Origin of the sequence: Nostoc sp. C110, assembly GCF_043099725.1 — a bacterium.
Lineage (GTDB): Bacteria > Cyanobacteriota > Cyanobacteriia > Cyanobacteriales > Nostocaceae > Nostoc > Nostoc muscorum_A.
The window spans coordinates 1153549-1176084 of sequence record NZ_CP171148.1 but is presented as its reverse complement, the minus strand read 5'-3'; the positions used below and the strand labels follow the sequence as shown (position 1 = coordinate 1176084).

Sequence of the window (22536 nt, the reverse complement as noted above, 5' to 3'; positions counted from 1 at the left end):
GTACATGATACGTGGCAATTTTTTGTAACAAACTTATGTAAAGCTGTAAAAAGAAAATGCCTTGTTAAATAAACAGTATCTATGAACATACGTAAAGTCTCTACTACTCCCTTAAGCGACCAAAAGCCCGGTACTTCTGGGCTGCGGAAATCAGTTAAGGTTTTTCAGCAGCCCCACTACCTGGAAAATTTTATCCAATCCATCTTCGATTCTGTGGGGGACTTGCACTCTCAAACTTTAGTCTTGGGTGGTGATGGTCGTTATTACAATCGGCAAGCTATTCAAATCATTTTGAAAATGGCTGCGGCCAATGGCATTGGGCGGATTAAAGTTGGTAAATGGGGAATTTTGTCTACTCCTGCGACTTCCGCGATTATTCGCAAGTATCAGGCTATTGGTGGCATCATCTTGTCTGCTAGCCATAATCCGGGCGGGCCAAATGGTGACTTTGGGGTGAAATATAACATTAGCAATGGTGGCCCAGCACCGGAAAAGGTGACAGAGGCGATTTACGATCGCAGTAAAGTCATTGATAGCTACCAAATTCTGGAAGCAGCAGATGTAGATTTAGAAACTTTAGGTGAGTCACATTTGGGAGAGACGGTAGTTGAGGTAATTGACTCCGTACACGATTATCAAGAGTTAATGGAGTCCCTGTTTGATTTTGAACGGATTCAGCAACTATTAACAAGAGGAAATTTTCGGTTCAGCATTGATGCCTTACATGCTGTAGCTGGCCCTTATGCCCATGCCATTTTTGAGCAACGTTTGGGCGCACCAGTGGGAACTGTGCAAAATGGTACACCCCTGGAAGACTTTGGGGGCGGACACCCTGACCCGAATCTTGTTTATGCTCATGATTTGGTAGATATTTTGTACGGCGAGAATGCGCCAGACTTTGGGGCAGCTTTTGATGGAGATGGCGATCGCAATATGATCTTAGGGCGTAAGTTCTTTGTCACCCCTAGCGATAGTCTTGCAGTGTTAGCCGCAAACGCCAAGCTAGTCCCTGGTTATAGTGAAGGTTTAGCCGGGGTAGCGCGATCGATGCCTACTAGCCAAGCAGTAGATCGAGTTGCGGCTCAGATTGGGATTAAATCTTACGAAACACCCACTGGCTGGAAGTTTTTCGGCAATCTCTTAGACGCGGGTAAAGCAACTCTCTGCGGTGAAGAAAGTTTTGGTACCGGTTCTAACCATATCCGCGAAAAAGATGGGCTATGGGCTGTGCTGTTTTGGCTGAATATCCTAGCAGTCCGGCAACAATCTGTTGAGCAGATTGTACGAGAACACTGGCAGACTTATGGACGCAATTATTACTCCCGCCATGACTATGAAGAGATACAGACAGAGCAAGGCAATACTTTAATAGAAAGACTGCGTTCTTTATTGCCAAATCTTAAAGGCAAGCAATTCGGTAACTATCAAGTTGAATACAGTGATGACTTTAGTTATACCGACCCTGTTGATGGTAGCATTAGCGAGCAACAAGGTGTTCGCATTGGCTTTACCGATGGCTCCCGCATTGTAGTGCGACTTTCTGGTACGGGGACTCAAGGTGCAACTCTAAGAGTTTATCTAGAAAGCTACGAGCCAGATCCCGCCAAACATGACCTTGATCCACAGCAAGCACTTGCTTCTTTAATCACTATTGTCCAAGAGGTCGCCCAGATCCGCGAACTCACAGGACGGGAACAGCCAACTGTAATTACCTAGTACTTTGCTCCCGCTAATTTTGAGATTTGTAGTAAGGACTAAAGTTCTTACTACAAACTTGCTTACCATTGCCATTAATTGGTGAAGCCCCAATATTTTGCCAAGTCTATGAGCAATATATCCTACTCTCTAGATAAGGGATTGTACCAATCATCCATTGGCGAGAGCAGTTTATCTGACTCAGGTGGGCCCCATGTATTTGGCTCATACTCGTAAATGGGTGTGACGTTATCGAGAATTGGCTGAACAATCCGCCATTCCTCTTCTACCGTATCTTCTCGTACAAACAAGGTAGGATCGCCCCGCATGGCATCACCCAATAGACGTTCATAGGGTTCCATCTCGTCGCCACCTCCGTAAAAAGCCAGGAGTTCAACCGCAGAGCCGCTCATATCTTCTCCAGGGATTTTAGTGCGAGCGCCCAATCCCACAATTACCTCTGGATCTAGTAAAAAACGAACATAATTAGCGTTTTCTTTTCTTTCCTCCTGGAACACATTTAAAGGTGGACACTTGAGCTTGACCATCACCTCAGTAGTTTTAACAGGTAATTTCTTCCCAGCCCGGATGTAGATGGGAACTCCTGACCACCGCCATGTATTAATAAATAACCGCACGGCAACAAATGTTTCTACTTGAGAGTCAGGAGAAACACCTTCTTCCTTGCGGTAATCAGAAAATTGACCGCGAATAATATCATCGGGTTGCAGTGAAGGTATAGCTTTGAGAATACGTTCTTTTTCATCCCGAATGGAATCGCCAGCAGTAGTGGCGGGCGCATCCATGCACACTGAAGCCAATACTTGCAGCATGTGGTTTTCCACCACATCCCGAATTGCACCAGTCTCTTCATAGAAGCGTCCCCTTCCTTGAATGCCAAAGTCCTCTGCCATCACAATCTGGATGCTTTCAACATAGTTGCGATTCCAGATAGGTTCCAGAAAAGAGTTGCCAAACCGAAAATAGAGTAAATTCAGCAGTGGTTCTTTGCCCAGGTAATGATCGATGCGATAGATGGATGATTCGGGAAAAACCGATGCCAGAATTTGATTTAACTCACGTGCCGATTTCAAATCCCGTCCAAATGGTTTTTCAATTACCACCCGCGCATTTTTAGCACAGCCTGATTCACCCAATCCTGATACTACTTGTGCAAACAAGCTCGGTGGAATTGCCAAATAGTAGAGGGGATGAGTGGCATCACCAAGGGCTTGACGTAATTTTTCGTAAGTTTCTGGTTTGTTGTAGTCACCAGCAACATACTGGAGTTGACCAGAAAGTTTCTCAAATGCGGCTTGATCTATACCACCATTATGTTCTAGGCTATCACGTGCCCTTTCCCTAAGTTGATCCGTTGTCCAAGGTCGTCCGGCAACTCCAATTACTGGGACATTAAGATTGCCCCGCCGTACCATTGCCTGAAGGCTAGGGAAGATTTTCTTGTAGGCCAAGTCACCTGTTGCCCCAAAAAATACCAGTGCGTCTGAATCAGGAGTTTCCATGACTAACCTCTCTAAGAATTAGCTTTTTAAAGTTGTGACTTCTGAATTCTTGCTTGTGGATTCTTTTGCAATTGGTATCAGAAAGCGCGACACTGATCAGGATTATACTCAGGTATTTCCGAAAAATAAATCATACCAATTTGGGATTTTAAATGAAAAATCCTTGCAAATTCTCAAAAATCTTAAAAATAACACTCCGGTAGATATAGGAATCCGGTTTGATTACTGAAATCATTTGCGTAGGTAGGCAATAGGCAATAGGCAAGAGGATTTCAGAAGACTACGCTCCACCTAACGAAGCGATCGCTCTTTGAGGAAAAACTTTTTGGTTTACTGTTTTTTAGTTAATGTGTCAGTTTAATTATTGTCCACTCAGTAAATACAACAGGCTTTGGGCTAAAATTACGTTTTAGTGTGTGTAATTATCCAAATATCCTTATTTTAGATAACATTGCTGTTGTCTAAAAATTAGAGATATGAGGATTAGCGATCGCACTGAAATTTGATTGTTCACCAATCGTAAGATTTTTAGAGGGTACTACCATGCAATATCTGCTAAAACGCGCATTCCTACCTGGCTTGATGGCTGCTACTTTAGCTGGTACTAGCTTAATCCCGATTCAACCTGCTTCTGCTGATGACCGAGTTATTAATAATGCAGCCATTGGAGCCGGGGCAGGTGTATTAAGTGGAGTTGTAACAAATTGTGGTTCCGTATTAGACAATGCTTTTAAAGGTGCTGCTGCTGGTGCTGCTGTTAATGCTGCCAATGGTGCAAGAAGCAACAGAGCCAGAAGAAGAAACGGACGTTTACCTGTTCAAGATATCGCTGTAGGTGCTGGTGCTGGTGTATTGGCAGGTGCAATTTCTGGTGGTTGTAGAACTACCTGGAAAAATGGTGTCAATGGTGCTGCTGCTGGTGCTGCGGTTAATTTATTAGATAGAAGACCCAGAAGAAGATAAGAAGATCAGCAACAACCAGAAGATTAATGAGAGTTCGTTTCTTCCATGTCCTGTTCTCCCTATGGGGGAAATTGGTCAGAGGACTGTTGTTGTATTTCACCCGCAATTCATATCACATCTCACCCGGAGGGGAGTGTGAGATGAATTGCGGTTTCAGCTAAATATTCAAGCGACCCTGGATTGACATACTCCCCCGAATGCGCTCCGCTAAATTCGGGGGATTCTAGGCTCAAACAGCAACCGCAGTCTCAGACCGACTTACATTGCCTAACCCAATGGTCGATGCCCCAACCATCTGAATATTACGTGCGGCGTTTTCATCTCTCCCATTCACTGATTGACAGGGGGGACAACGCCACTCTCTAACCGATAAATCTAGAGTTTCTAAAATGTGTCCGCAACAAGAACAAGTTTTGCTAGAAGGATACCACCGGTCGATATAGACCACAAGTTTCCCTTTCTTTTTTGCTATCCATTCCAGGATATTCAGAAAGTCTCGAAGTGCTAAATCGCTAATTTTTCTTCCCCACAAACGCTTCATACCCTTGAGGTTAAGCGTCTCAAAACACAGCATGTCAAATCTATTAGTTAGGTCATGCGCTAATTTCCAAAACCAATCAGTTCTGCGGTTGGCTATGTCTTCATGGGCGCGTACCAAGTTCTTCCTTGCTAGTTCCCGGTTAGAAGAGCCAAATAATTTTTTAGAGTGATGCCGACTCGCTCTCTTGATGGCATTGAGTGATTGCTTGAAGAATTGGGGTGATTCGATTTTAGATCCGTCTGAGCAGGTTAGGAATGTCTTTAAGCCAAAATCAAATCCCGCTATCTTACCAGTCGTGAATTTGATTTCTGACTCATCAGCGCTATCGACAACAACAACCAAAAACAACTCACCTAGCGGTGTGCGTTTAATGGTCAAAGTCTTAACTTTTCCTTCTATCTCTCTAGACTTCCAAAACTGATAAACACGATTTCCAATTTTAACTCTGTTGCCACCCAGAAACTTATATCCGGCTTGCTTCAGGGTGAACGATTTGTATTTTTTGACCTTCTTAAACCCTGGCGGACAACAGCCATTTTTATTGTGTTTAAAAAACAACTGGTAGGCTTTCTCAATGCGTTGGCATATATCTTGCACTGCTTGAGAACCCACTGACTGCCAGAAATCTTTACGTTTCCGAAGCTTCGCAATATGAGACTGAAGTTTTGCACAATTCAAGTGTTTACCCCACATTCGATAATATCTTTTGTGGAGAGCAATTGCGTGATTATAAATAACTCCAGCAGCATTGATACTAGCTTTGAGGTATTTATTGCGCTTGTGCTGATATAACTTGAATTTTAGTGTCTTCATGCTAATATTGTACCACAACGACGGCACTATGACGGCATGAAAAAGTTAACTGTGCGATGTTCTGATGAAGAGTACGAGGTTCTTGTGAAATATTGCCACAAGAAAGAACGTAGCTTAAACGATGTTTTTAGAGAATTTATCAGAAGCTTGACGGACAAATAAATTTGTCCTATTCGCTTATATCCGCCGCCTAAAGGCAGGCGGCTTTACGCATCACGTTGCCCTACTACGGATAGAGAGATCGCTGCTACTGTTTTTGATTCTTTCTGATAGGCGCAGAAACTGACCGCGTTTTTAATTGGAGTAGGCGCTGAGTCAGGTCGGATTGAGTCAGCAAATGTAATATGGCTGGAGTACAACAAGGACAAAACAATGGTTCAAGGGGAAGCATGACTATTACTGTCTCAGATTTGTATATTGAGTTAGGCATTCATGGTGTATGTACTAACGACACCAGTATATGTGACGAACTAATTTAAGGAACTCTTATCAATCTTCTCGTTTTTCATGATGAGTTTAACGATTAGAAAAACTCACTCCCGGTGCGATCGTTAGTACCACAACCGCTATCACAGGTATTTTAGGTACCATTCAATTCAGAGGTGAATGGCACGCTTGTTAATCGCAAAGCCCTGATATAACTTGCTTTTTGAGTGTGGGGAGTGTGGGGAGTGTGGGGGGTAAGACTTCTTCCCCATCCTCCCACACCTCCCACACCTCCCACACCCTGCCAGCAAGGAGGTTTCAGCTTTTCTTAGTGCCATTCAATTCAGAAGTAGTAGTTGCACCGACTGCCATTACTTGAGACCATTCACTGACGCGGTTGTTATCTAAGACGGCTCGCACTCGATAACCAAGCTGAATTTTATGCATTAGCAAGATCAAATCACGGTTGAGTAATCCTTGTGATTTTTCGTTTTCATTAGATGCAGCTTGTATACGAAAGCAGCGATCGCTTTGTCGTTTTAATTTGGGAGACTTGCCTTCCATCAGTACCGTTTGCAGTTCGTATGCTTCAGCTTCAGGATATGCTTCCCAGCAAAGTTGCCAGTAAGTTGACCAGCGAATTAACTGGGCTGGTAATTCCTCGACTTCATCTGACAATGTAGACACAAGTCGGGTGACTGAAGGTTGTACCACTTGAGGCTGACTGGAGGTGATATCAGCAGTTACAGGGTTTATAAATCCTGGTTGCCCAACCTTCTGTGCAGCTATAGATGAACCATCATCAACAATTAGTATCAGCCCGAATATCAAAGTTAACAGCAGCATCAATCGTAGGCATTGTAATTGCACTAACGACAAGATTTTCAGATTCATAATTATGCAAAAGTTAATTGCTTAGGCACAAGCTAAGAAAAAAGATACCAGCCGTCATAAAAGAGATCCACGCTACACAACGAGCAGCTAAGAACACGGCTGGTATAGGAGTGAAAGCAATCTCCCCTTACCACTCTACAGATGAAATCAGACTACCGTTGTCGGCATAGATTACTCTAGAACGGACATGGGTTTTGGGAGCCAATGTAGAATTGAAGACGGCGCTTCTTTGTCCAACTGCTGATTTTTCGCCGATAACTGAGCGGAATACAACAGAGTTTGGCCCTAGCCCGACTTTATCACCTACGCTGGTTTCAGGGCCATTAGCAACACCATTGACAACCTGCCTACCGCCATGAACCAGAGCGCGAGGCCCATAACCAACTCCATTACCAAGAGTCAAACTAGTGGTTTCTAATGCGTGAAAGACAACATCGTTTGCCATCCCAGCAATTGACCCAACATTAAAAGGTTCACCCTCATCAGCACGTAGCGAAATTCTATTAGCTAGTTTGTTGTTGAGTGTTGCTAAAGAATCTTGGAAAGTAAGATTACCGATAATGCGGTTACGATAGTTCGGATCACGAGTTGGACTTCCACCTATCTGTGGTAGACCTCCAGAATTAAAGAAGGTGACGGGAGCATAATTAATTCCTGTTACGTTTGTCAAGTCTGCCCTAGCTAAATCTGTGTAACCTTTGGCAAATGATTCATTGACTTCAATAATGCCTTCCATTAATGCAACGTCTGCTTGTGTCAGGTTCACTACTTTCCCCAAACTGCCACTACTAGCTTGTAGGTTAGTTGTGACGTTTTTACCGGGCAAAACAACTTTACCAGCAGGTAAGGTAACACCAGGGCCAACCCGCGCCAGAAAGTTGACTACTGTGTTTCTTTCTATAGTTGCACCATCTATTTCACAGTTAAAGGCGAGAAATGTCTCTGGAATAGTATTACTAAACTGAGTATTGGTAACTGGGTCAGTAAAAGGCCCGGTTAAGCCTTGAGTACCGATTTTAGCTGCACCTTTGATCGTGGCCATGTGTGCCAGAATGACACGCTCGCCAATCTCCACTCCCGTTCCTGAAGCTGTGATTTTCACTTGGTCTTGGGCATTAGAATCTGCTGCAATACTAATAGGAGCATCAGTAGCATCTAACTCAGCAAATGGAGCGACGTAGACTTTTTCGCCCAAGGTAATATATGTGGGATTGGTGATTGTTGCTGTTGGGTCAACAAAACTAGCTGACTCGGAAGGTGCGGTACTTGGGCAAATAGGTAGGTTTCCCACAGTTGGATTACACGTTCCTCCAGCAGCTACTGCGGGTTGTATATATATCTGCGTGCTGATGGCAAACGCTAGGATAATTGCAATTAAAGCACTAAAAATTCGGCGAGGTTTGAACATGGAAAGAAAACTCCTCACGGTTTTTGGAATATTTGGCTATGGGATAATCTGCGCTCTTCAAGTAAGAGATATAGTCAAACAATTGCGTACAGTGGGCGAAATGCGATCGCCACCGCAGGAATTACTCAAAAATTACATTGCACTCGTCTGTATTTAGGCTCTTTTTCTGTTTGAGTATGAGAAATGCGGGTTAACCACCCCAATAACCTGCCAATCTGAAGACTACTTGCAAGATAGATGATAATAAGGAGTTCAAAAGTGGAACTGTAATTATCGTTGTTGCCCCAGCAGCCGCCTCATTGTAGACACTTTCCCAAGCTTCTGGCCCGCTAGTAGATTGTCCATGAACTTGTGTACTAACAGCTAACGTTAAGCCAAACGCAGCTAAACCAACTAGTATTGTGCGACGTTTCAACATGATTTCTTGATACCTAATAGTCCGCCAAATTTATTGGGTAAGGTAAAGCGAAAAGGTACAGGACATACTTTAACTTTTCGGTTTACCTAACCTAATAACTTTCAAATTTAATTTAATCAAGTACAAATTGCTACATCCAGCAATTAACAGTTCATTGTAGACTTATTTGCTGTTTAACACTAGAGTTTTAGATATTGAAAAAATTTATGGAAATAATAAAAATAGTAATTAAATTTATAATGGAAAACTGTGTTCACAGGATAGTTTTTTAATTAAAAAGTCATCTATCATAAGGAATAAAATTAGATTAATTTTTGCTAGTAAAAATTAATTTTAATTCTATCTTTGGGGGGATAAATATTTAACTGTATCCTAAATAGGAGTTTGGGGAAGATATATAGACATCGATATGGTAATCTTATTTGATTTAAAAACTACTACATTACCATACACGTGAATATTTAATTTCCTGAAAGCCTTATCTGATTGGAGTTTTGCTAAATTCCACTCTGATTCAGGCTCGTCAATATTTAGATGCGTTTGCCCTGGTTGCCGATCCTGCCCAAACATTAGATCAGTGGTTGACTGCACAATCGATTGATCTTTTTGCCTGCAAAGTTGTTCGTTAGCAATCCTATGGAATGTATACTGCTGACCCGGAGGCAATTGGAGTTGGTTTCTTTGCTTTCTGGCGATCGCCTACGGCGGGCGCTTGCGCCATCGCAGTCTGCGAATTCAAGGGTGGAGTGGATGGCGTAAATCATCTGTTGATTGCCGTGTTTGGCAGACATTAAATCTTTTGTTACTCAACGGTCAATACGGTGTAACCCCTGTAACCCACAGCGTACACCTGATCTAAGCCCCAGCGATAGCCGTTTCTACGTCTAAAGATACAAGTTTATTTAATTTTGAGAGATTGATCAGAGATTAATGAGATATTAAGTTGAAAAACTAATTCAGATAGAAACTTATGACAACCGAGCAAGAGCTTCAATCTCTTTTTAATACCTTAGATAGCGATCAAGACGGTAAAGTATCCATTAATGATCTTTTTTTAAGTCCTGGCTTAAGTGCAATCGTCTCATCCGAAACAAATACCACTAGTCCCCAGGAATTACTAGTAAATTATGATTCAGACGAAGACGGTAGTATTACCTTTGAAGAGTTAAAGGAAGCAGTTGAGAAAGCACATAATTTAACCTAGCAACCTAATTCCTAACACCCAATACCCAAAAATCCTGAAGCTGAAATTGCAGCAAGGTTTGCACAGCGCTGGTCAGTTCTACCAACAGCTAGTCTCCACAATAGGCTCGGCTGTTGGCATTGCTGATGGTGAGCCTTACTGGAACGCATACCTGGGGTAGTGGCTCCTTTGGGTTAACTTGGGAGCAGGTGTACGTCTGTGGTGTGCGATTGGCTCTTTGCTGTGTAGGTCAAAGTAGTTCACTGTTCCATCAAAACTGTTACTGTGAGTCGGTTATTGTACAGTTTCCTCTTTTGGAAGCAAATAATCTCTATTGCCTTGCCCTTGAAAAAGACAATTTTGTGTTCGTTATCTTGTCCGTCGCTTAAAGTAATGGGAGCAAGGTTTGTTTTAGCCCAAGATTGAACCTGAACCAACTTCCCACTGATGTTTGAGCAATTCTTGGTAAGTCTTTTCCCTTATCATCATCTGCTGATACAGCATCAGCAAAAACTCTTGAGCTTGTTCACGGGACATCTGCTGCACTTGATCAGAGAAAGTTCTAAGGCTAAATTCTTGTTCTAAAGATAATTCAATGGGTTGATTCATCGCTTTTATTACCTACTCTTTTATTTGAGTTTGCTTATGTAAGCAAATATTGCTTTATATAAATAAATATTACGATGGCTTTACAAAAATCAAAGGGGTGTAAACCGTACCGGCGTAGGCTAGAAATGCCGTATCTGCTGCTGAAAACCTTTATATCACTCCATTGTGGCAACCCAAGTAAAACCTAAGTTCTAAATTTTCTCACTTTGAGGTTTTAAAAGTATTTTTAGCCTCTGCTTGCGGCTGGCGATCGCCTACGGCGGGCGCTTGCGCCATCGCTGTTGGAGAGGATGGGCAATACTTTGGGCAATAGTGGTGAGCGTCGCGGCGTGATGCTGAAGTTTGAGAATGTGAATATGACAAATTTGCTCAACTGGTTACAGATGCGCCACAGTGGAATGAATGGATGGATGGCGTGAGAAAGGGGCGATGAAAGATCGTCCAGAGTTGTATGAGTTCGTTCAAAACATTCAGTATCTTTGGATCTGTGACTAAATTTGGTTCCATATTCTTTGACACAACATCACAGTCAATACCCTCTAATATTAGATGGGCGGCTCAAAGTCGTTTGAACTTTTTCTGGAGAAATTTCAATGACCATTTCAATGTACCAAGCTTTAATACCCGTGTCTATTCGCACACTGAATAACCTTACAAACATTCTTGAAAAAGGTGCTGCTTATGCTGAAACTAAAAAAATAGATCCTTCTGTGTTGATTAATAGTCGTCTATCCCCAGATATGTTTCCATTATCAAAACAAGTGCAAATTGCCTCTGACATAGTAAATAGAGGTGCCGCACGATTAGCTCTTATAGAACCACCTAAATTCGAAGACAATGAAACTACATTTCCTCAACTTATTGACCGCATTCAAAAAACTATCTCTCATTTAAATACGTTTAAACCTGAACAAATTAACGGTTCAGAACAAAGAGAAATTACCCTACAAATGCGTGACAATACTCTCTCTTTTCAAGGAATGCCATATCTGTTCTATTTTGTTTTACCAAACCTTTATTTCCATGTCACAACAGCATATAACATTCTCAGACACTGCGGTGTCGAACTTGGCAAACAAGACTTCCTTGGTCAGCCTTAATTAGAGCAATATCTAACGCAATTTTTTCGAAAATTTCCGATCTTGCTTGGGTTAGTAAAAAATAGACTTCTTGACTTCTTGGCATTGTGGGGAAAAGTTTTTTCTTCTTCAACATTTCCCTTCTCTCTTTCTCGATAATTACACTGGCTTGAATCTCGCCGATTAATTAGTAAAATCTAATACTATAGGACTATTCGGTTTGCTAATCCCATACCGTATAGATGGGGCCGCCAACCTGCAAACGTGCCTTGACGAATCAAGCGATCGCCTGGCAACATCTGACGGGCTAACCCGATGATCAGTCCAATGGTCAACTCAGCTGTTGGCACAGCCAATAAGCTAGGCACGATGGTGAACCAAACACCTTGACGAGTGCAGGCATCAACATCAAAGTTATCGTAACCTTTCAATGCTCCGGCGATAATCTTCAATTTCGGACAAGCTTTCAGAAACGCCTCATCGATTTGATCTGGCATAAAAACCATCAAAGCTTCAGCGTCCTGCGCCAACTGGAGAATTTCTTCACGCGGTAAAGTCTCTCTAGTTGGATTTGCAACTACCTCACAATACTCACTTAAGTTTGTAATAATTTCTGGATGAACCCAGTGGGTAATTACAACTTTAGGTTTCATCAGCAACCTCCTAGTCACCGTAAGGCGGAATTAAAAATTAAAAATTAAAAACATTTTTTACTCACTGTACCAAAGCCAATGTGTTGACGATTAAGGCTTGATTGAACTAAGGAGTCTCTTAATTCTGTTGTGATTTGAACAAGAAAGGGAGAGGTTGTCCACTTTCTTGTTCAAGTCATACTTACCTAGTTGGGATGCCAAGTTAGACTTCTTCTTTGCTGTCAAACAAGACTTTAATTCGTTGTTCGATCTCTTCGGATGAAACATCCTCTTGATGAGTCGCAATCCACCAATAATTTCCGTTTGGGTCTTTCACAGCCGCATGGCGATCGCCCCAAAATTCATCATTTGGCTGCATCATTGAGGTAGCACCTGCTTTGAGAGCATTGTCATAAGTTGTGTCCGTATTCTCAACATATAGGTAAATGGAACTTGGCATCGGCTTAAATTCACACCTTGCTTCGCTCACCATTATTACTGAGTCGCCAATTTTGACTTCAGCATTCATGATGCTACCTTCTGGATGTAGGGTCCGACGAATTTCCTTAGCTGCAAATCCCTGTTTGAGAAACTCGATTAGGGTTGCTGCCCCTTCGACAAAAAGATACGGTGTAACAGTATGATAACCAGATGGAATAGGTTTAACTGCCATAATTGTTGCAGAGATAAGTTAGTACAAATGTATTGTAGTTTAGGCTAACTACATTTTCTGCAATCTTAAAACTCTGTATCAATTACCCGATCTATCATCATTTGAACAAATCCAAATCTGTCACAGCCCCAAGACTGCTAGAAGATACCAGTTTGGCATATTTCGCCAACACGCCTTTGGTGTAACGTGGAGCGGGGGGTTGCCAATTAGCACGACGACGGGCCAATTCTTCTTCGGAGATATTCAACTGCAATGAACGAGCAGGTGCATCAATCGTAATACTATCGCCTTCTTCTACAAGAGCGATCGCACCACCAACGGCTGCTTCTGGAGCAACATGACCAACTACCATCCCGTAAGTACCGCCAGAAAAGCGTCCGTCGGTAATTAATCCTACCGCATCACCCAAGCCAGCCCCGATAATTGCCGAAGTGGGAGCCAACATTTCTCGCATTCCAGGGCCACCCTTGGGGCCTTCGTAGCGGATAACCAAAATATCACCAGCTTGAATTTTACCCGCCAAAATTGCATCTAAAGAGGCTTCTTCCGATTCAAATACTCGTGCAGGCCCGGTAATCACTGGTTTTTTCACCCCGGTAATTTTGGCGATAGCCCCTTCTGTTGCCAAATTACCTCTGAGAACGGCTAAATGTCCTTGGGGATACATTGGGTTATTCCAAGTCCGAATCACATCTTGATTGGCGGATGGCTCTGCGGGGATGTCTGCTAATATCTCTGCAATGGTTTGTCCGCTAATGGTGAGGCTATCACCATGCAATAAGCCATGCACGAGTAGCATCTTCATGACTTGCGGAATGCCACCAGCTTTGTGCAAATCCGTAGCGACATATTTCCCACTTGGTTTTAGATCGCACAAAACGGGAACACGGGCGCGGATTGTTTCAAAGTCATCCAGGGTTAACTCTACATTAGCGGCGCGGGCGATCGCTAGAAAATGCAATACGGCATTGGTCGAACCACCCACCGCCATAATCACAGATATGGCATTCTCTATAGATTTGCGGGTGATAATTTGACTGGGTAAGATTTGTTTTTTGATGGCTTCGACTAACACAAAGGCTGATTTTTCCGTACTGTCAGCTTTTTCGGCATCTTCGGCTGCCATTGTGGAAGAATAGGGCAAACTCATTCCCATTGCTTCAAATGCTGAAGACATGGTGTTAGCTGTGAACATTCCTCCACAAGAACCAGCGCCAGGACAAGCCCGACTTTCGACTTCTAATAATTCTTTTTCGTCAATTTTTCCAGCACTATATTGACCAACAGCTTCAAAAGAACTGACAACGGTTAAATCGCGTCCGTTGTAGTGACCAGGTTTAATTGTGCCACCGTAAACGAATATTGCAGGGATATTCATTCGGGCGATCGCTAGCATTGCCCCTGGCATATTCTTATCACAACCCCCAATGGCTAGTACACCATCCATACTTTGCCCGGTACAGGCGGTTTCAATGGAATCAGCGATGACTTCCCGCGATACTAGAGAATATTTCATCCCTTCAGTTCCCATCGAAATCCCGTCGCTGATGGTAATTGTGCCGAACACTTGGGGCATTGCACCGGCGGTTTTAATCCCAACTTCTGCCCTTTGCGCCAGCTGATTGATTCCCATATTGCAGGGCGTGATGGTGCTGTAACCGTTGGCTATACCGACAATGGCTTTGTTGAAATCTTCATCTTTAAAACCAACTGCACGCAGCATAGCTCGATTTGGCGATCGCTGCACTCCTTGCGTTACTACTTGGCTTCTCAAATTCTCCGACATAGTTACATCATCCTCTGACTTGCATATATGAGTATGATATGTAGCAGCTTTTGATATGTCCAATATATATTTATGAATATTTGAGACTTATAAAATATCAAACTTATGGAACTGCGACACCTGCGCTACTTCATTGCAGTAGCTGAGGAACTACACTTTAGTAGAGCCGCAGAGCGACTTCACATCGCTCAACCTCCCTTAAGCCAGCAAATTCAGCAGCTAGAAGCAGAACTTGGGGTAGAACTTTTTCAACGCAAAACCAAACGACAGGTGCAGCTAACGGAAGCCGGACAAGTATTTTTGCAAGAAGCTTATCAGTTGTTCGCTCAACTGTCCAAGGCAATTGATCTGACTCAACGGACAGGTAGGGGTGAGAAAGGACAACTACGAGTAGGTTTCACCAGCTTGGTAACTTACGATTTGCTGCCTGTGATTTTGCGGCGGTTTCGAGAACAGTTTCTAGAGGTGGAGTTAGTATTGCAAGAATTAACGACAACTCAGCAAGAACAAGCGCTATTCAATCGCCGCATCCATGTAGGTTTTGCCCATCCACCTTTAGAAGACAACACTCTCAATCAAGAATGTATTCAGCAAGAAGGACTAATTTTAGCTTTGCTAGAAACTCATTTCTTAGCCAGACAAGAAAATATTTCAGTGCGCGAGCTAAAAGACGAAAATTTTATTATGTTCCCCCGCCATTTGGGCCCTGGACTTTACGATCAAATCCTGAGTCTTTGCCAACAAGGAAATTTCAGCCCAAAAGTAACTCAAGAAGCAATCCAAATGCAGACAATCATCGGACTAGTGTCTGCGGGAATGGGGATTGCGATCGTACCGTCTTCTTTGCAAAATCTTCAAAGGGCTGGTGTAGTTTATCGCACTTTAGAAGAAAAAACACCATTAGTAGAAACGGCTGTAGTGTGGCGACAAGAGGATATGACACCTGTTTTACGGGAGTTTCTACTAATTGTGAGAAGTGTCTGTGGTGAATTAATCAGTGAAAAAGGCGATCGCCTCCATTAGATTGCTTTGATGTAACAAAGCTGCGGTGAAGATTGGTAATTACGGTTTTTCCAGATAGAAGATTGCACAAAAATCTGTCGATAATAGCTAGAGTTCTTGTTCTTGAGTGACAATCCACAACAAGTCTAACCACAACTGGGGATAAGCTTGCTTAAGATTTGAGAGTGGATCGCGCATTAAGTTATTGGCATTCAAGCAAACAACCTCAACTAGACCCAAATATTCTGCTACTTCTCTAATGAGATTTTTTTGTTCTACGACAGCACTAATTAGTCTATCAGGGCAGTAAATTCCAATGTATTTTGCATGACGGATACACGTTTTTATATTCACTCTTGTTAAGTGAGGATGAGGATTGATCACCTTAACATAACATTGGCTTAACAGTTTCCATACCTGTGGGTGAGTGTGTTCAATAATTACGTTAAATTGCTGGGCTAAGTCTTCTTCGGTAATCATTGCTTTGTTCCTAACAATAGTAATCTCATGTCATTCATCTGTTGCATACTTTGGTAAATACCTAATTGTGCAACCAATTAAAACAGCAATTCTTTGCTGATGCTATGTGCATATTCACTCTAGTCAAATTGGTAATTTTTAGTCAGGGTAAAATTCATCCCCAAGTACGAAATTGATTGGTATGTTTTCTACGGCTTTTATTACTCGTCTATCAAGCATCAAAGCTGAAAATAATCTCTAAAACTGTATCAAACGCTACTTTTACCAATTTTATTGGTAAATCTTTCTTGCTAGACAAATGCTCTGTTTATTGGAATTTGGGGCTTTTGAGCGATAATAGCAGCTAAAAAACAACCACTTGCAAAAATAATTTGCGCTTCGCAAGCAAACTTGCAATTTCTGTGATAGTCTTTTTATATGGGGAATCAAGACAGCGAAAGCACAAAAAGTCGTCAGAGAGAAATGATATAAACTCAAAGACCATACTTTCGCCTTGGCAGATACAAGTTAAATCCGCTACGGCTTTTTGAAACTAAGAGACAAAGCCAATGAAGCAGGATAGTGACCTCCGTAATAACTTGAAGTCCATTAGAACTCGCTTAGGCATGAGCCAACAAGATTTGGCTAACATCGCTAGTGTGACTCGTCAAACTATTAGTGGTGTAGAGTCGGGATTATATGCTCCCTCAGTAGCCATAACACTTCGCTTGGCCAAAGCGCTTGGCTGTCAAGTTGAGGATCTATTCTGGTTAGAGCGGGATTTACCTGAAATCGAAGCCGTCCTTGCCAAACCTGTTCCTAACGATCAGCAACTACGAGTTAGTGTGGCTCGTGTAGGAGGACAATGGATAGCTTATCCCTTGATTGGTAAGGATGCTTTTCGCCAAGATATGATTCCGGCTGATGGTGAAGGCACTAGCCAAACAGGTACAAATAAAGTTCGAGTCCGTCTTTTAGACGATAATCTCGACACACTTCACAACACTGTTGTGATTGCTGGTTGTGCCCCTGTGATTTCATTATGGGCAAGAGCTACCGAACGCTGGCATCCCCAACTGCGAGTCCAATATAACTTCGCCAATAGCATGGCTGCATTGCACAGTCTATGCAGAGGTGAGGCGCACATCGCTGGGATGCATTTGTACGATCCTGAAACTGGTGAGTATAATACTCCCTTTGTTCGAGATGTTCTGGCTGGGAGGGAAGCAGTTCTGATTACCCTTGGTGTTTGGGAAGAGGGACTTTTATTGAAGCCTGGCAACCCGATGGGAATTAGAACAGTGACTGACTTAGTTGCTGGGGGAGCGACTATTGTTAACCGTGAAATCGGTTCTGGTAGTCGGATGCTTTTGGAACAAACACTCCAAAAGGAGAAGATACCGTTCGATGCTGTTCAGGGCTTTGACAATGTATTCAAAAGTCACCAGGACGTTGCCCAAGCTGTAGGATTAGGAATTGCTGATGCTGGTATGAGTACGGCATCTGTAGCTACCGCTTTTGGGCTGGGATTTATCCCTTTACATCAGTCACGATATGATTTGGTGATTCTCAAGGAATATTTAGAAGAAGCACCTGTACAGCAATTGCTCAGTACTTTGGGACATCGGATGGTTCACTCACAATTTGAAATTCTCGGCGGTTACGATATCAGCAAAATTGGGGAAGTTGTAGCGACTGTTTAGAGTGGATTGCAATGGTTGGTTGTGTGCTTAAAGGAATACTTGGCGTAAATTGAAATTCCTGCTGCAACCACTCTTGAGGTATGAGCAACCTTCAGGGAATTACAACAACTGATAATGCTGAATTCGTAATTTTTCCAGCTTGGAATATGTAGCTTTCTTTTTTCAATTGGTATTACTACCGCTAGAGAAATCATTTGAGTGAGCGGATGGTAATACTTGCAATATTCCTTGAGTGATGTCTTATTGCTCTAGCCATTAGTCAGAAAAAACAATGACTAATGGCCAACGAAAACTTACCAAAACTTGAATATGTTCTGGATTCGGGCTCTTTTTGCTGTAGAACGAGCGCCTCCAACGACGTTCTACATAAGGCCAGTGCTGTAATTTTACAATGCGAGTACCTCCGGCACAAAGTGCCAACGCTTCATGAATCGACAGACCCACCAAACAAAATAATTGCAGGATAAATTATCATGTCCGACGAAAAAATTAGACAGATTGCTTTTTACGGTAAAGGTGGTATTGGTAAATCTACCACTTCCCAAAATACCCTTGCTGCGATGGCAGAAGTGGGTAAACGCATCTTGATTGTCGGATGTGACCCCAAAGCTGACTCTACCCGATTGATTTTGCACTGTAAAGCCCAAACCACAGTGTTGCACTTAGCTGCTGAACGGGGCGCTGTGGAAGATATTGAACTTGAAGAAGTGGTAATAACTGGCTTCCGAAATATCAGATGTGTAGAATCAGGTGGGCCAGAACCTGGTGTTGGTTGCGCTGGTCGGGGTATCATCACCGCTATCAACTTTCTTGAAGAAAACGGCGCTTACTCAGATGTAGATTTCGTATCCTACGACGTGTTGGGCGACGTTGTGTGTGGTGGTTTTGCTATGCCAATTCGTGAAGGTAAAGCCCAAGAAATCTACATCGTTACCTCCGGTGAAATGATGGCGATGTTTGCAGCTAACAACATTGCTCGTGGCGTTCTCAAATATGCTCACACAGGTGGGGTACGTTTGGGTGGGCTGATTTGTAACAGCCGCAAAACTGACCGAGAAGACGAACTGATTAGTACCCTTGCAGCCAGATTAAGTACCCAGATGATTCACTTTGTCCCCCGTGACAATATCGTGCAACACGCCGAATTGCGGCGGATGACGGTGAACGAGTACGCACCCGACAGCAAGCAAGCTCATGAATACCGTACACTAGCAGACAAGATTATCAACAATACAAATCTCGCTGTCCCTACACCCATCGAGATGGATGAGCTAGAAGATTTGTTGATTGAATTCGGTATCCTTGAAAGTGAAGAAAATGCTGCGAAACTAATTAGCCAAGCAGACGCAGCTAAAAAACAAGAAGATGCTGAAGGTGAAGCACTAGAAGCACTCAAAAAAGGAAACGTAGAAATAGTTTCCGGTAGCGAGAAGAAGTAAGCTTATTCTTCAGAATCAGGTGCTAAATACAAAGTAAATATTAGGTGGGCGAGAATAGCCCACCTTCTCACCAATCATTTAAAATGGAGGTAGTCGAATAGCTAATCTTAACTCTGCGCGTTTCTTTTTCACCGTGTTAACACTAATCAACTAACGTGTACAGGACAACATTAATAATTTAATAGTCTAGTTCATGTTTTTGTTTTCTCCTTCTCTAACCTAGATGATGTTTATGTTTTAGGGGATGATAAATTCTCTTGGTCATTCCCTTTTATCCATCTTTAGATACCACGGTGAATAAATTAAAATCCTCCTCAGTCTTTGGGAATTCAGCTAATATCTAAAAATTTCTACCTATTGTCACCAAACAAATGAATCCCACGCCAGGAAAAACCAACGATTCACTCAGTGACTCTAATTCTGAAGATGCTCGTCAGCAGCAGATACAAAAGAAAAAAAAGTCTTCCACACAATTACCCCAACCTGGAACTACTCAAGGGAGTTGCGCTTTTGATAGTGCAATGATTACTCTTGTACCAATCACTGATGCTGCTCATGTAGTCCACGGGCCAAGTGGCTGTGCTGCCAGTATTTGGGGAAGTTACAGCAGTCTCTCATCTGGTTCGATGCTGTACAAGATACGCTTTAGCAGTGACATCGATGAGAACGATATCATCTTCGGTGGAGCCAAAAAGCTGTACAAAGGCATTTTAGAATTACAAAGACGCTACAAACCTGCGGCGGTATTTGTTTATTCCACTTGCATCACCGCTTTGATTGGGGATGACATCGAGGGAGTTTGCAAAGATGCCACCGAGAAAACAGGAATACCCACTATCCCTGTACATTGCCCTGGATTCATTGGGAACCAAAATTTGGGCAACCGTGTCGCTGGTGAAGCAATGCTTTCACACGTTATTGGAACAGCTGAACCAGATACAACTACACCTTATGATATCAACCTAATTGGTGAATACAATATTGCAGGTGCAATATGGAATGTTCTACCGTTGTTGGAGAAATTAGGTATTAGAGTTTTGGCAAAAATTACAGGCGATGCTATCTATAAAGAAGTTTGCTATGCCCATCGTGCCAAACTTAACGTGCTGCTCTCCTCCAAAGCACTAATTAACATGGCAAAAAGCATGGAGAAAAAATATGGCATTCCCTATATTGAAGAGTCTATCTATGGTATTGAGTCAATCAATCAATGTCTAAGGAATATTGCTGCAAAGTTAGGTGGTTCTGATTTGCAGGAACAGACAGAAAAGTTAATTGTAGAAGAGACTGCTGCAATAAATGAAAAACTCGCTCTTTATATCACCCAATTACAAGGTAAGCGGGTTCTCCTTTCTGTTGGAAGTTTCAAGAGCTGGTTGATTATCTTTGCTGCTAGGAAATTGGGAATGGAAGTTATTGCTATTAGTACTAATAATAATACTGAGGAGGATAGAATTAGAGTCAAAACTTTGCTGGATCAAGATGGCATAATTCTAGAGCAAAATAGTCCTCAAGAAATTTTACAGATAATTAACGCAAATCAAGCTGATATGTTAATTGCTGATAAACACCATCAAGACACCTCTCTTACTGCTAGGATTCCATTCCTAGACGTTAATCAAGAACGCAACCATGCCTATGCAGGCTATATGGGAATTTTAGAGGTAGCACGAGAACTCTATGCTGCTTTTTACACCCCTGTGTGGGAGCAAGTATCTCAACCAGCCCCGTGGGAAACAGGAAATTCTCCAGAGGAGAACATCTAATGGCGATTATTAGCGTTACGAGTACATCTGTTGCAGTTAATCCCCTCAAGCAAAGCCAGACTGTAGGTGCAGTTTTAGCCTTTTTGGGGTTAAAGGGAATAATGCCTTTGTTACACGGTTCACAAGGCTGTACTGCTTTGACGAAGGCAGTATTAGTACAGCATTTCCGTCAGACGATTCCCCTTTCCAGTACAGCGATGACAGAAGTTGCAACCATTTTGGGTGGCGAGGAAAGGGTTGAACAAGCAATCTTGACTTTGGTGCAGAGATCCAAACCAGAAATTATCGGTCTTTGTAGCACTGGACTCGTGGAAACCAGAGGCGATGATATGGGGCGCTTTGTTAAAGAAATTCGTCACCGTCACCCAGAACTAGATTATTTACCAATTGTGCTTGTCTCTACACCTGATTTCAAAGGTACATTACAGGATGGCTTTGCTGGCGCGGTTGAGAGTATAGTCAGGGAAATTCCCCAAAAAAGCTCCAAACAAGACACTTGTCCTACACAAATCACTATTTTGGCGAGTTCTGCCTTCACACCAGGGGATGTACAGGAAATCAAAGAGATTGTCACCTCTTTTGGACTTGAACCTATTTTTGTACCTGACCTTTCTGGCGTACTAGATAGTCATATAGAAGATTCTTCTAGTGCCATTACAGCTAATGGCACTACATTGGCACAATTACGTTCAATTGGCACTTCTGTATTCACTTTGGCACTAGGTGAGAGTATGCGAGGTGCAGCGCAAATTTTGGATCGGAGATTCAATATACCCTATGAAGTATTTAGTGAACTGACGGGACTACTAGCAGTAGATAAATTCTTGCAAGCATTGGCAGATATCAGTGGTGTCAGCGTACCGGAGAAATACCGCCGTCAACGCCGTCAGCTAAAACATGTGATGTTGGAGAATCACTTTTACTTTGGTTGCAAGCGAGTTTCTTTGGCGCTGGAACCCGATTTACTTTGGTCAACGGTTTCTTTTTTGCGATCGCTAGGGGTTCAGATTCATGCAGCAGTAACAACAACACGCTTTCCTCTGTTAGAAAAACTGCCGATTCCTAGCGTCACTATCGGCGATTTGGAAGACTTTGAACAACTGGCGGTTGGATCTGATTTGCTGATTACCAACTCTCATGGAATGGCGATCGCTCAACGCTTAAAAATTCCTCTCTACCGTCAAGGGATTCCTATTTGTGACCGCTTAGATCACAGTCAATTTACCAAAGTTGGCTATCGAGGTACTATGCAGTTTTTGTTTGATATTGGCAATCTGTTTTTAGAAGCTGAAGCAAAGATTAAGCATTAAACAGATTAGCAGTTATTGTCTCGATTCATCCAAGCAGGTTATCGGCGAATCCAGTATTACTCTCAACAGAGACTGAAGCTTTTTTACACTACAGCCCTAATTATTGCTTACCAAAATCAGGCATAAGTCCATATATTAACCTTGGAATGGCAGGAGTTTTTACCCTGGCACACAATCAATCGTGAGGATTTTGCTTCCAAGGGCGTAACTGAAC

24 protein-coding genes are annotated in these 22536 nt (G+C 42.6%); 14 read left to right on the top strand and 10 right to left on the bottom strand.

Features of this window, described 5'->3' with window-relative positions:
• Positions 1–81: 81 nt before the first annotated feature.
• Positions 82–1716, top strand: a complete 1635-nt coding sequence (locus tag ACFFRD_RS10695) for an alpha-D-glucose phosphate-specific phosphoglucomutase (protein WP_392481432.1) — start codon at positions 82–84, stop codon at positions 1714–1716.
• A gap of 122 nt (positions 1717–1838) precedes the next feature.
• On the opposite strand, the gene zwf is transcribed toward ACFFRD_RS10695, so the two are convergent.
• Positions 1839–3218, bottom strand: a complete 1380-nt coding sequence (gene zwf, locus ACFFRD_RS10690; protein ID WP_392481431.1) for a glucose-6-phosphate dehydrogenase — start codon at positions 3216–3218, stop codon at positions 1839–1841.
• 543 nt (positions 3219–3761) lie between these two features.
• On the opposite strand from zwf, the gene ACFFRD_RS10685 reads away from it, so the two are divergent.
• Positions 3762–4181 carry a hypothetical protein gene (locus tag ACFFRD_RS10685; RefSeq protein WP_114081547.1) on the top strand — a complete coding sequence of 140 codons (420 nt, stop codon included), beginning with the start codon at positions 3762–3764 and terminating at the stop codon, positions 4179–4181.
• Between the two features lie 229 nt (positions 4182–4410).
• Here ACFFRD_RS10685 and ACFFRD_RS10680 read toward each other — a convergent pair whose 3' ends face one another.
• The gene (locus ACFFRD_RS10680; protein ID WP_392481430.1) at positions 4411–5535 is read right to left on the bottom strand and encodes an RNA-guided endonuclease InsQ/TnpB family protein; all 1125 of its coding nucleotides are present in this window, start codon (positions 5533–5535) and stop codon (positions 4411–4413) included.
• Positions 5536–5879: 344 nt separating this feature from the next.
• Between ACFFRD_RS10680 and ACFFRD_RS10675 the strand changes: the two genes are divergently transcribed.
• Complete coding sequence (locus ACFFRD_RS10675) at positions 5880–6014, top strand: hypothetical protein (RefSeq protein WP_256874564.1); 135 nt, start codon at positions 5880–5882, stop codon at positions 6012–6014.
• Between the two features lie 265 nt (positions 6015–6279).
• Here the strand turns inward: ACFFRD_RS10675 and ACFFRD_RS10670 are convergent, their stop codons facing one another.
• Together ACFFRD_RS10670 and ACFFRD_RS10665 are read right to left on the bottom strand one after the other, a co-directional pair.
• Positions 6280–6855 (bottom strand): hypothetical protein, encoded by a 576-nt coding sequence (locus ACFFRD_RS10670; protein ID WP_179073114.1) that lies wholly within the window; start codon positions 6853–6855, stop codon positions 6280–6282.
• 127 nt (positions 6856–6982) lie between these two features.
• Positions 6983–8263, bottom strand: a complete 1281-nt coding sequence (locus ACFFRD_RS10665) for an acetyltransferase (protein WP_392481429.1) — start codon at positions 8261–8263, stop codon at positions 6983–6985.
• On the opposite strand from ACFFRD_RS10665, the gene ACFFRD_RS10660 reads away from it, so the two are divergent.
• A complete protein-coding gene (locus ACFFRD_RS10660) occupies positions 8262–8420 on the top strand; it encodes a hypothetical protein (RefSeq protein ID WP_163929709.1) in 159 nt (52 codons plus the stop codon). The two genes, ACFFRD_RS10665 and ACFFRD_RS10660, sit on opposite strands and share 2 nt — an antisense overlap.
• 33 nt (positions 8421–8453) lie before the next feature.
• Here the strand turns inward: ACFFRD_RS10660 and ACFFRD_RS10655 are convergent, their stop codons facing one another.
• Complete coding sequence (locus ACFFRD_RS10655) at positions 8454–8681, bottom strand: hypothetical protein (protein WP_114081550.1); 228 nt, start codon at positions 8679–8681, stop codon at positions 8454–8456.
• Between the two features lie 494 nt (positions 8682–9175).
• On the opposite strand from ACFFRD_RS10655, the gene ACFFRD_RS10650 reads away from it, so the two are divergent.
• The 3 genes from ACFFRD_RS10650 to ACFFRD_RS10640 all read left to right on the top strand — a co-directional run bounded on the left by ACFFRD_RS10650 (position 9176) and on the right by ACFFRD_RS10640 (position 9885).
• Positions 9176–9310 (top strand): hypothetical protein, encoded by a 135-nt coding sequence (locus tag ACFFRD_RS10650; protein WP_392481428.1) that lies wholly within the window; start codon positions 9176–9178, stop codon positions 9308–9310.
• A gap of 12 nt (positions 9311–9322) precedes the next feature.
• On the top strand, positions 9323–9475 hold the full coding sequence (locus ACFFRD_RS10645) for a hypothetical protein (RefSeq protein WP_392481427.1): 153 nt from the start codon (positions 9323–9325) through the stop codon (positions 9473–9475).
• A 176-nt stretch (positions 9476–9651) separates the two neighbouring features.
• The gene (locus ACFFRD_RS10640) at positions 9652–9885 is read left to right on the top strand and encodes an EF-hand domain-containing protein (protein ID WP_179073116.1); all 234 of its coding nucleotides are present in this window, start codon (positions 9652–9654) and stop codon (positions 9883–9885) included.
• 390 nt (positions 9886–10275) lie between these two features.
• Here ACFFRD_RS10640 and ACFFRD_RS10635 read toward each other — a convergent pair whose 3' ends face one another.
• The gene (locus ACFFRD_RS10635) at positions 10276–10473 is read right to left on the bottom strand and encodes an NblA/ycf18 family protein (RefSeq protein ID WP_163929712.1); all 198 of its coding nucleotides are present in this window, start codon (positions 10471–10473) and stop codon (positions 10276–10278) included.
• 290 nt (positions 10474–10763) lie between these two features.
• Between ACFFRD_RS10635 and ACFFRD_RS10630 the strand changes: the two genes are divergently transcribed.
• On the top strand, positions 10764–10892 hold the full coding sequence (locus ACFFRD_RS10630) for a hypothetical protein (RefSeq protein WP_258551435.1): 129 nt from the start codon (positions 10764–10766) through the stop codon (positions 10890–10892).
• A 174-nt stretch (positions 10893–11066) separates the two neighbouring features.
• Entirely contained in the window at positions 11067–11573 is a 507-nt protein-coding gene (locus tag ACFFRD_RS10625; protein WP_392481425.1) for a DUF1993 family protein, read from the top strand.
• 182 nt (positions 11574–11755) lie between these two features.
• Here ACFFRD_RS10625 and ACFFRD_RS10620 read toward each other — a convergent pair whose 3' ends face one another.
• The 3 genes from ACFFRD_RS10620 to ilvD all read right to left on the bottom strand — a co-directional run bounded on the left by ACFFRD_RS10620 (position 11756) and on the right by ilvD (position 14643).
• Entirely contained in the window at positions 11756–12205 is a 450-nt protein-coding gene (locus tag ACFFRD_RS10620; RefSeq protein ID WP_392481424.1) for a hypothetical protein, read from the bottom strand.
• Between the two features lie 202 nt (positions 12206–12407).
• On the bottom strand, positions 12408–12857 hold the full coding sequence (locus ACFFRD_RS10615) for a glyoxalase/bleomycin resistance/extradiol dioxygenase family protein (protein ID WP_334807691.1): 450 nt from the start codon (positions 12855–12857) through the stop codon (positions 12408–12410).
• Between the two features lie 97 nt (positions 12858–12954).
• Positions 12955–14643, bottom strand: coding sequence for a dihydroxy-acid dehydratase (ilvD, locus tag ACFFRD_RS10610; RefSeq protein WP_392481423.1), 1689 nt, complete (start codon positions 14641–14643; stop codon positions 12955–12957).
• Between the two features lie 105 nt (positions 14644–14748).
• On the opposite strand from ilvD, the gene ACFFRD_RS10605 reads away from it, so the two are divergent.
• Positions 14749–15666: a LysR family transcriptional regulator gene (locus tag ACFFRD_RS10605; RefSeq protein ID WP_392481422.1), complete on the top strand. Its 918-nt coding sequence runs from the start codon at positions 14749–14751 to the stop codon at positions 15664–15666.
• An 87-nt stretch (positions 15667–15753) separates the two neighbouring features.
• Here the strand turns inward: ACFFRD_RS10605 and ACFFRD_RS10600 are convergent, their stop codons facing one another.
• Positions 15754–16125 carry a hypothetical protein gene (locus ACFFRD_RS10600; RefSeq protein WP_114081558.1) on the bottom strand — a complete coding sequence of 124 codons (372 nt, stop codon included), beginning with the start codon at positions 16123–16125 and terminating at the stop codon, positions 15754–15756.
• Between the two features lie 548 nt (positions 16126–16673).
• Here ACFFRD_RS10600 and ACFFRD_RS10595 point away from each other — a divergent pair.
• The 4 genes from ACFFRD_RS10595 (at position 16674) to nifN (ending at position 22322) form a co-directional block, all read left to right on the top strand.
• The gene (locus ACFFRD_RS10595; RefSeq protein ID WP_392481421.1) at positions 16674–17807 is read left to right on the top strand and encodes a substrate-binding domain-containing protein; all 1134 of its coding nucleotides are present in this window, start codon (positions 16674–16676) and stop codon (positions 17805–17807) included.
• 473 nt (positions 17808–18280) lie between these two features.
• On the top strand, positions 18281–19246 hold the full coding sequence (nifH, locus tag ACFFRD_RS10590) for a nitrogenase iron protein (protein ID WP_012412139.1): 966 nt from the start codon (positions 18281–18283) through the stop codon (positions 19244–19246).
• A gap of 371 nt (positions 19247–19617) precedes the next feature.
• Positions 19618–21012: a nitrogenase iron-molybdenum cofactor biosynthesis protein NifE gene (nifE, locus tag ACFFRD_RS10585; protein ID WP_392481420.1), complete on the top strand. Its 1395-nt coding sequence runs from the start codon at positions 19618–19620 to the stop codon at positions 21010–21012.
• The gene (gene nifN / locus ACFFRD_RS10580; RefSeq protein ID WP_392481419.1) at positions 21012–22322 is read left to right on the top strand and encodes a nitrogenase iron-molybdenum cofactor biosynthesis protein NifN; all 1311 of its coding nucleotides are present in this window, start codon (positions 21012–21014) and stop codon (positions 22320–22322) included. The genes nifE and nifN overlap by 1 nt, the downstream gene beginning before the upstream one ends.
• Positions 22323–22536 lie beyond the last annotated feature (214 nt).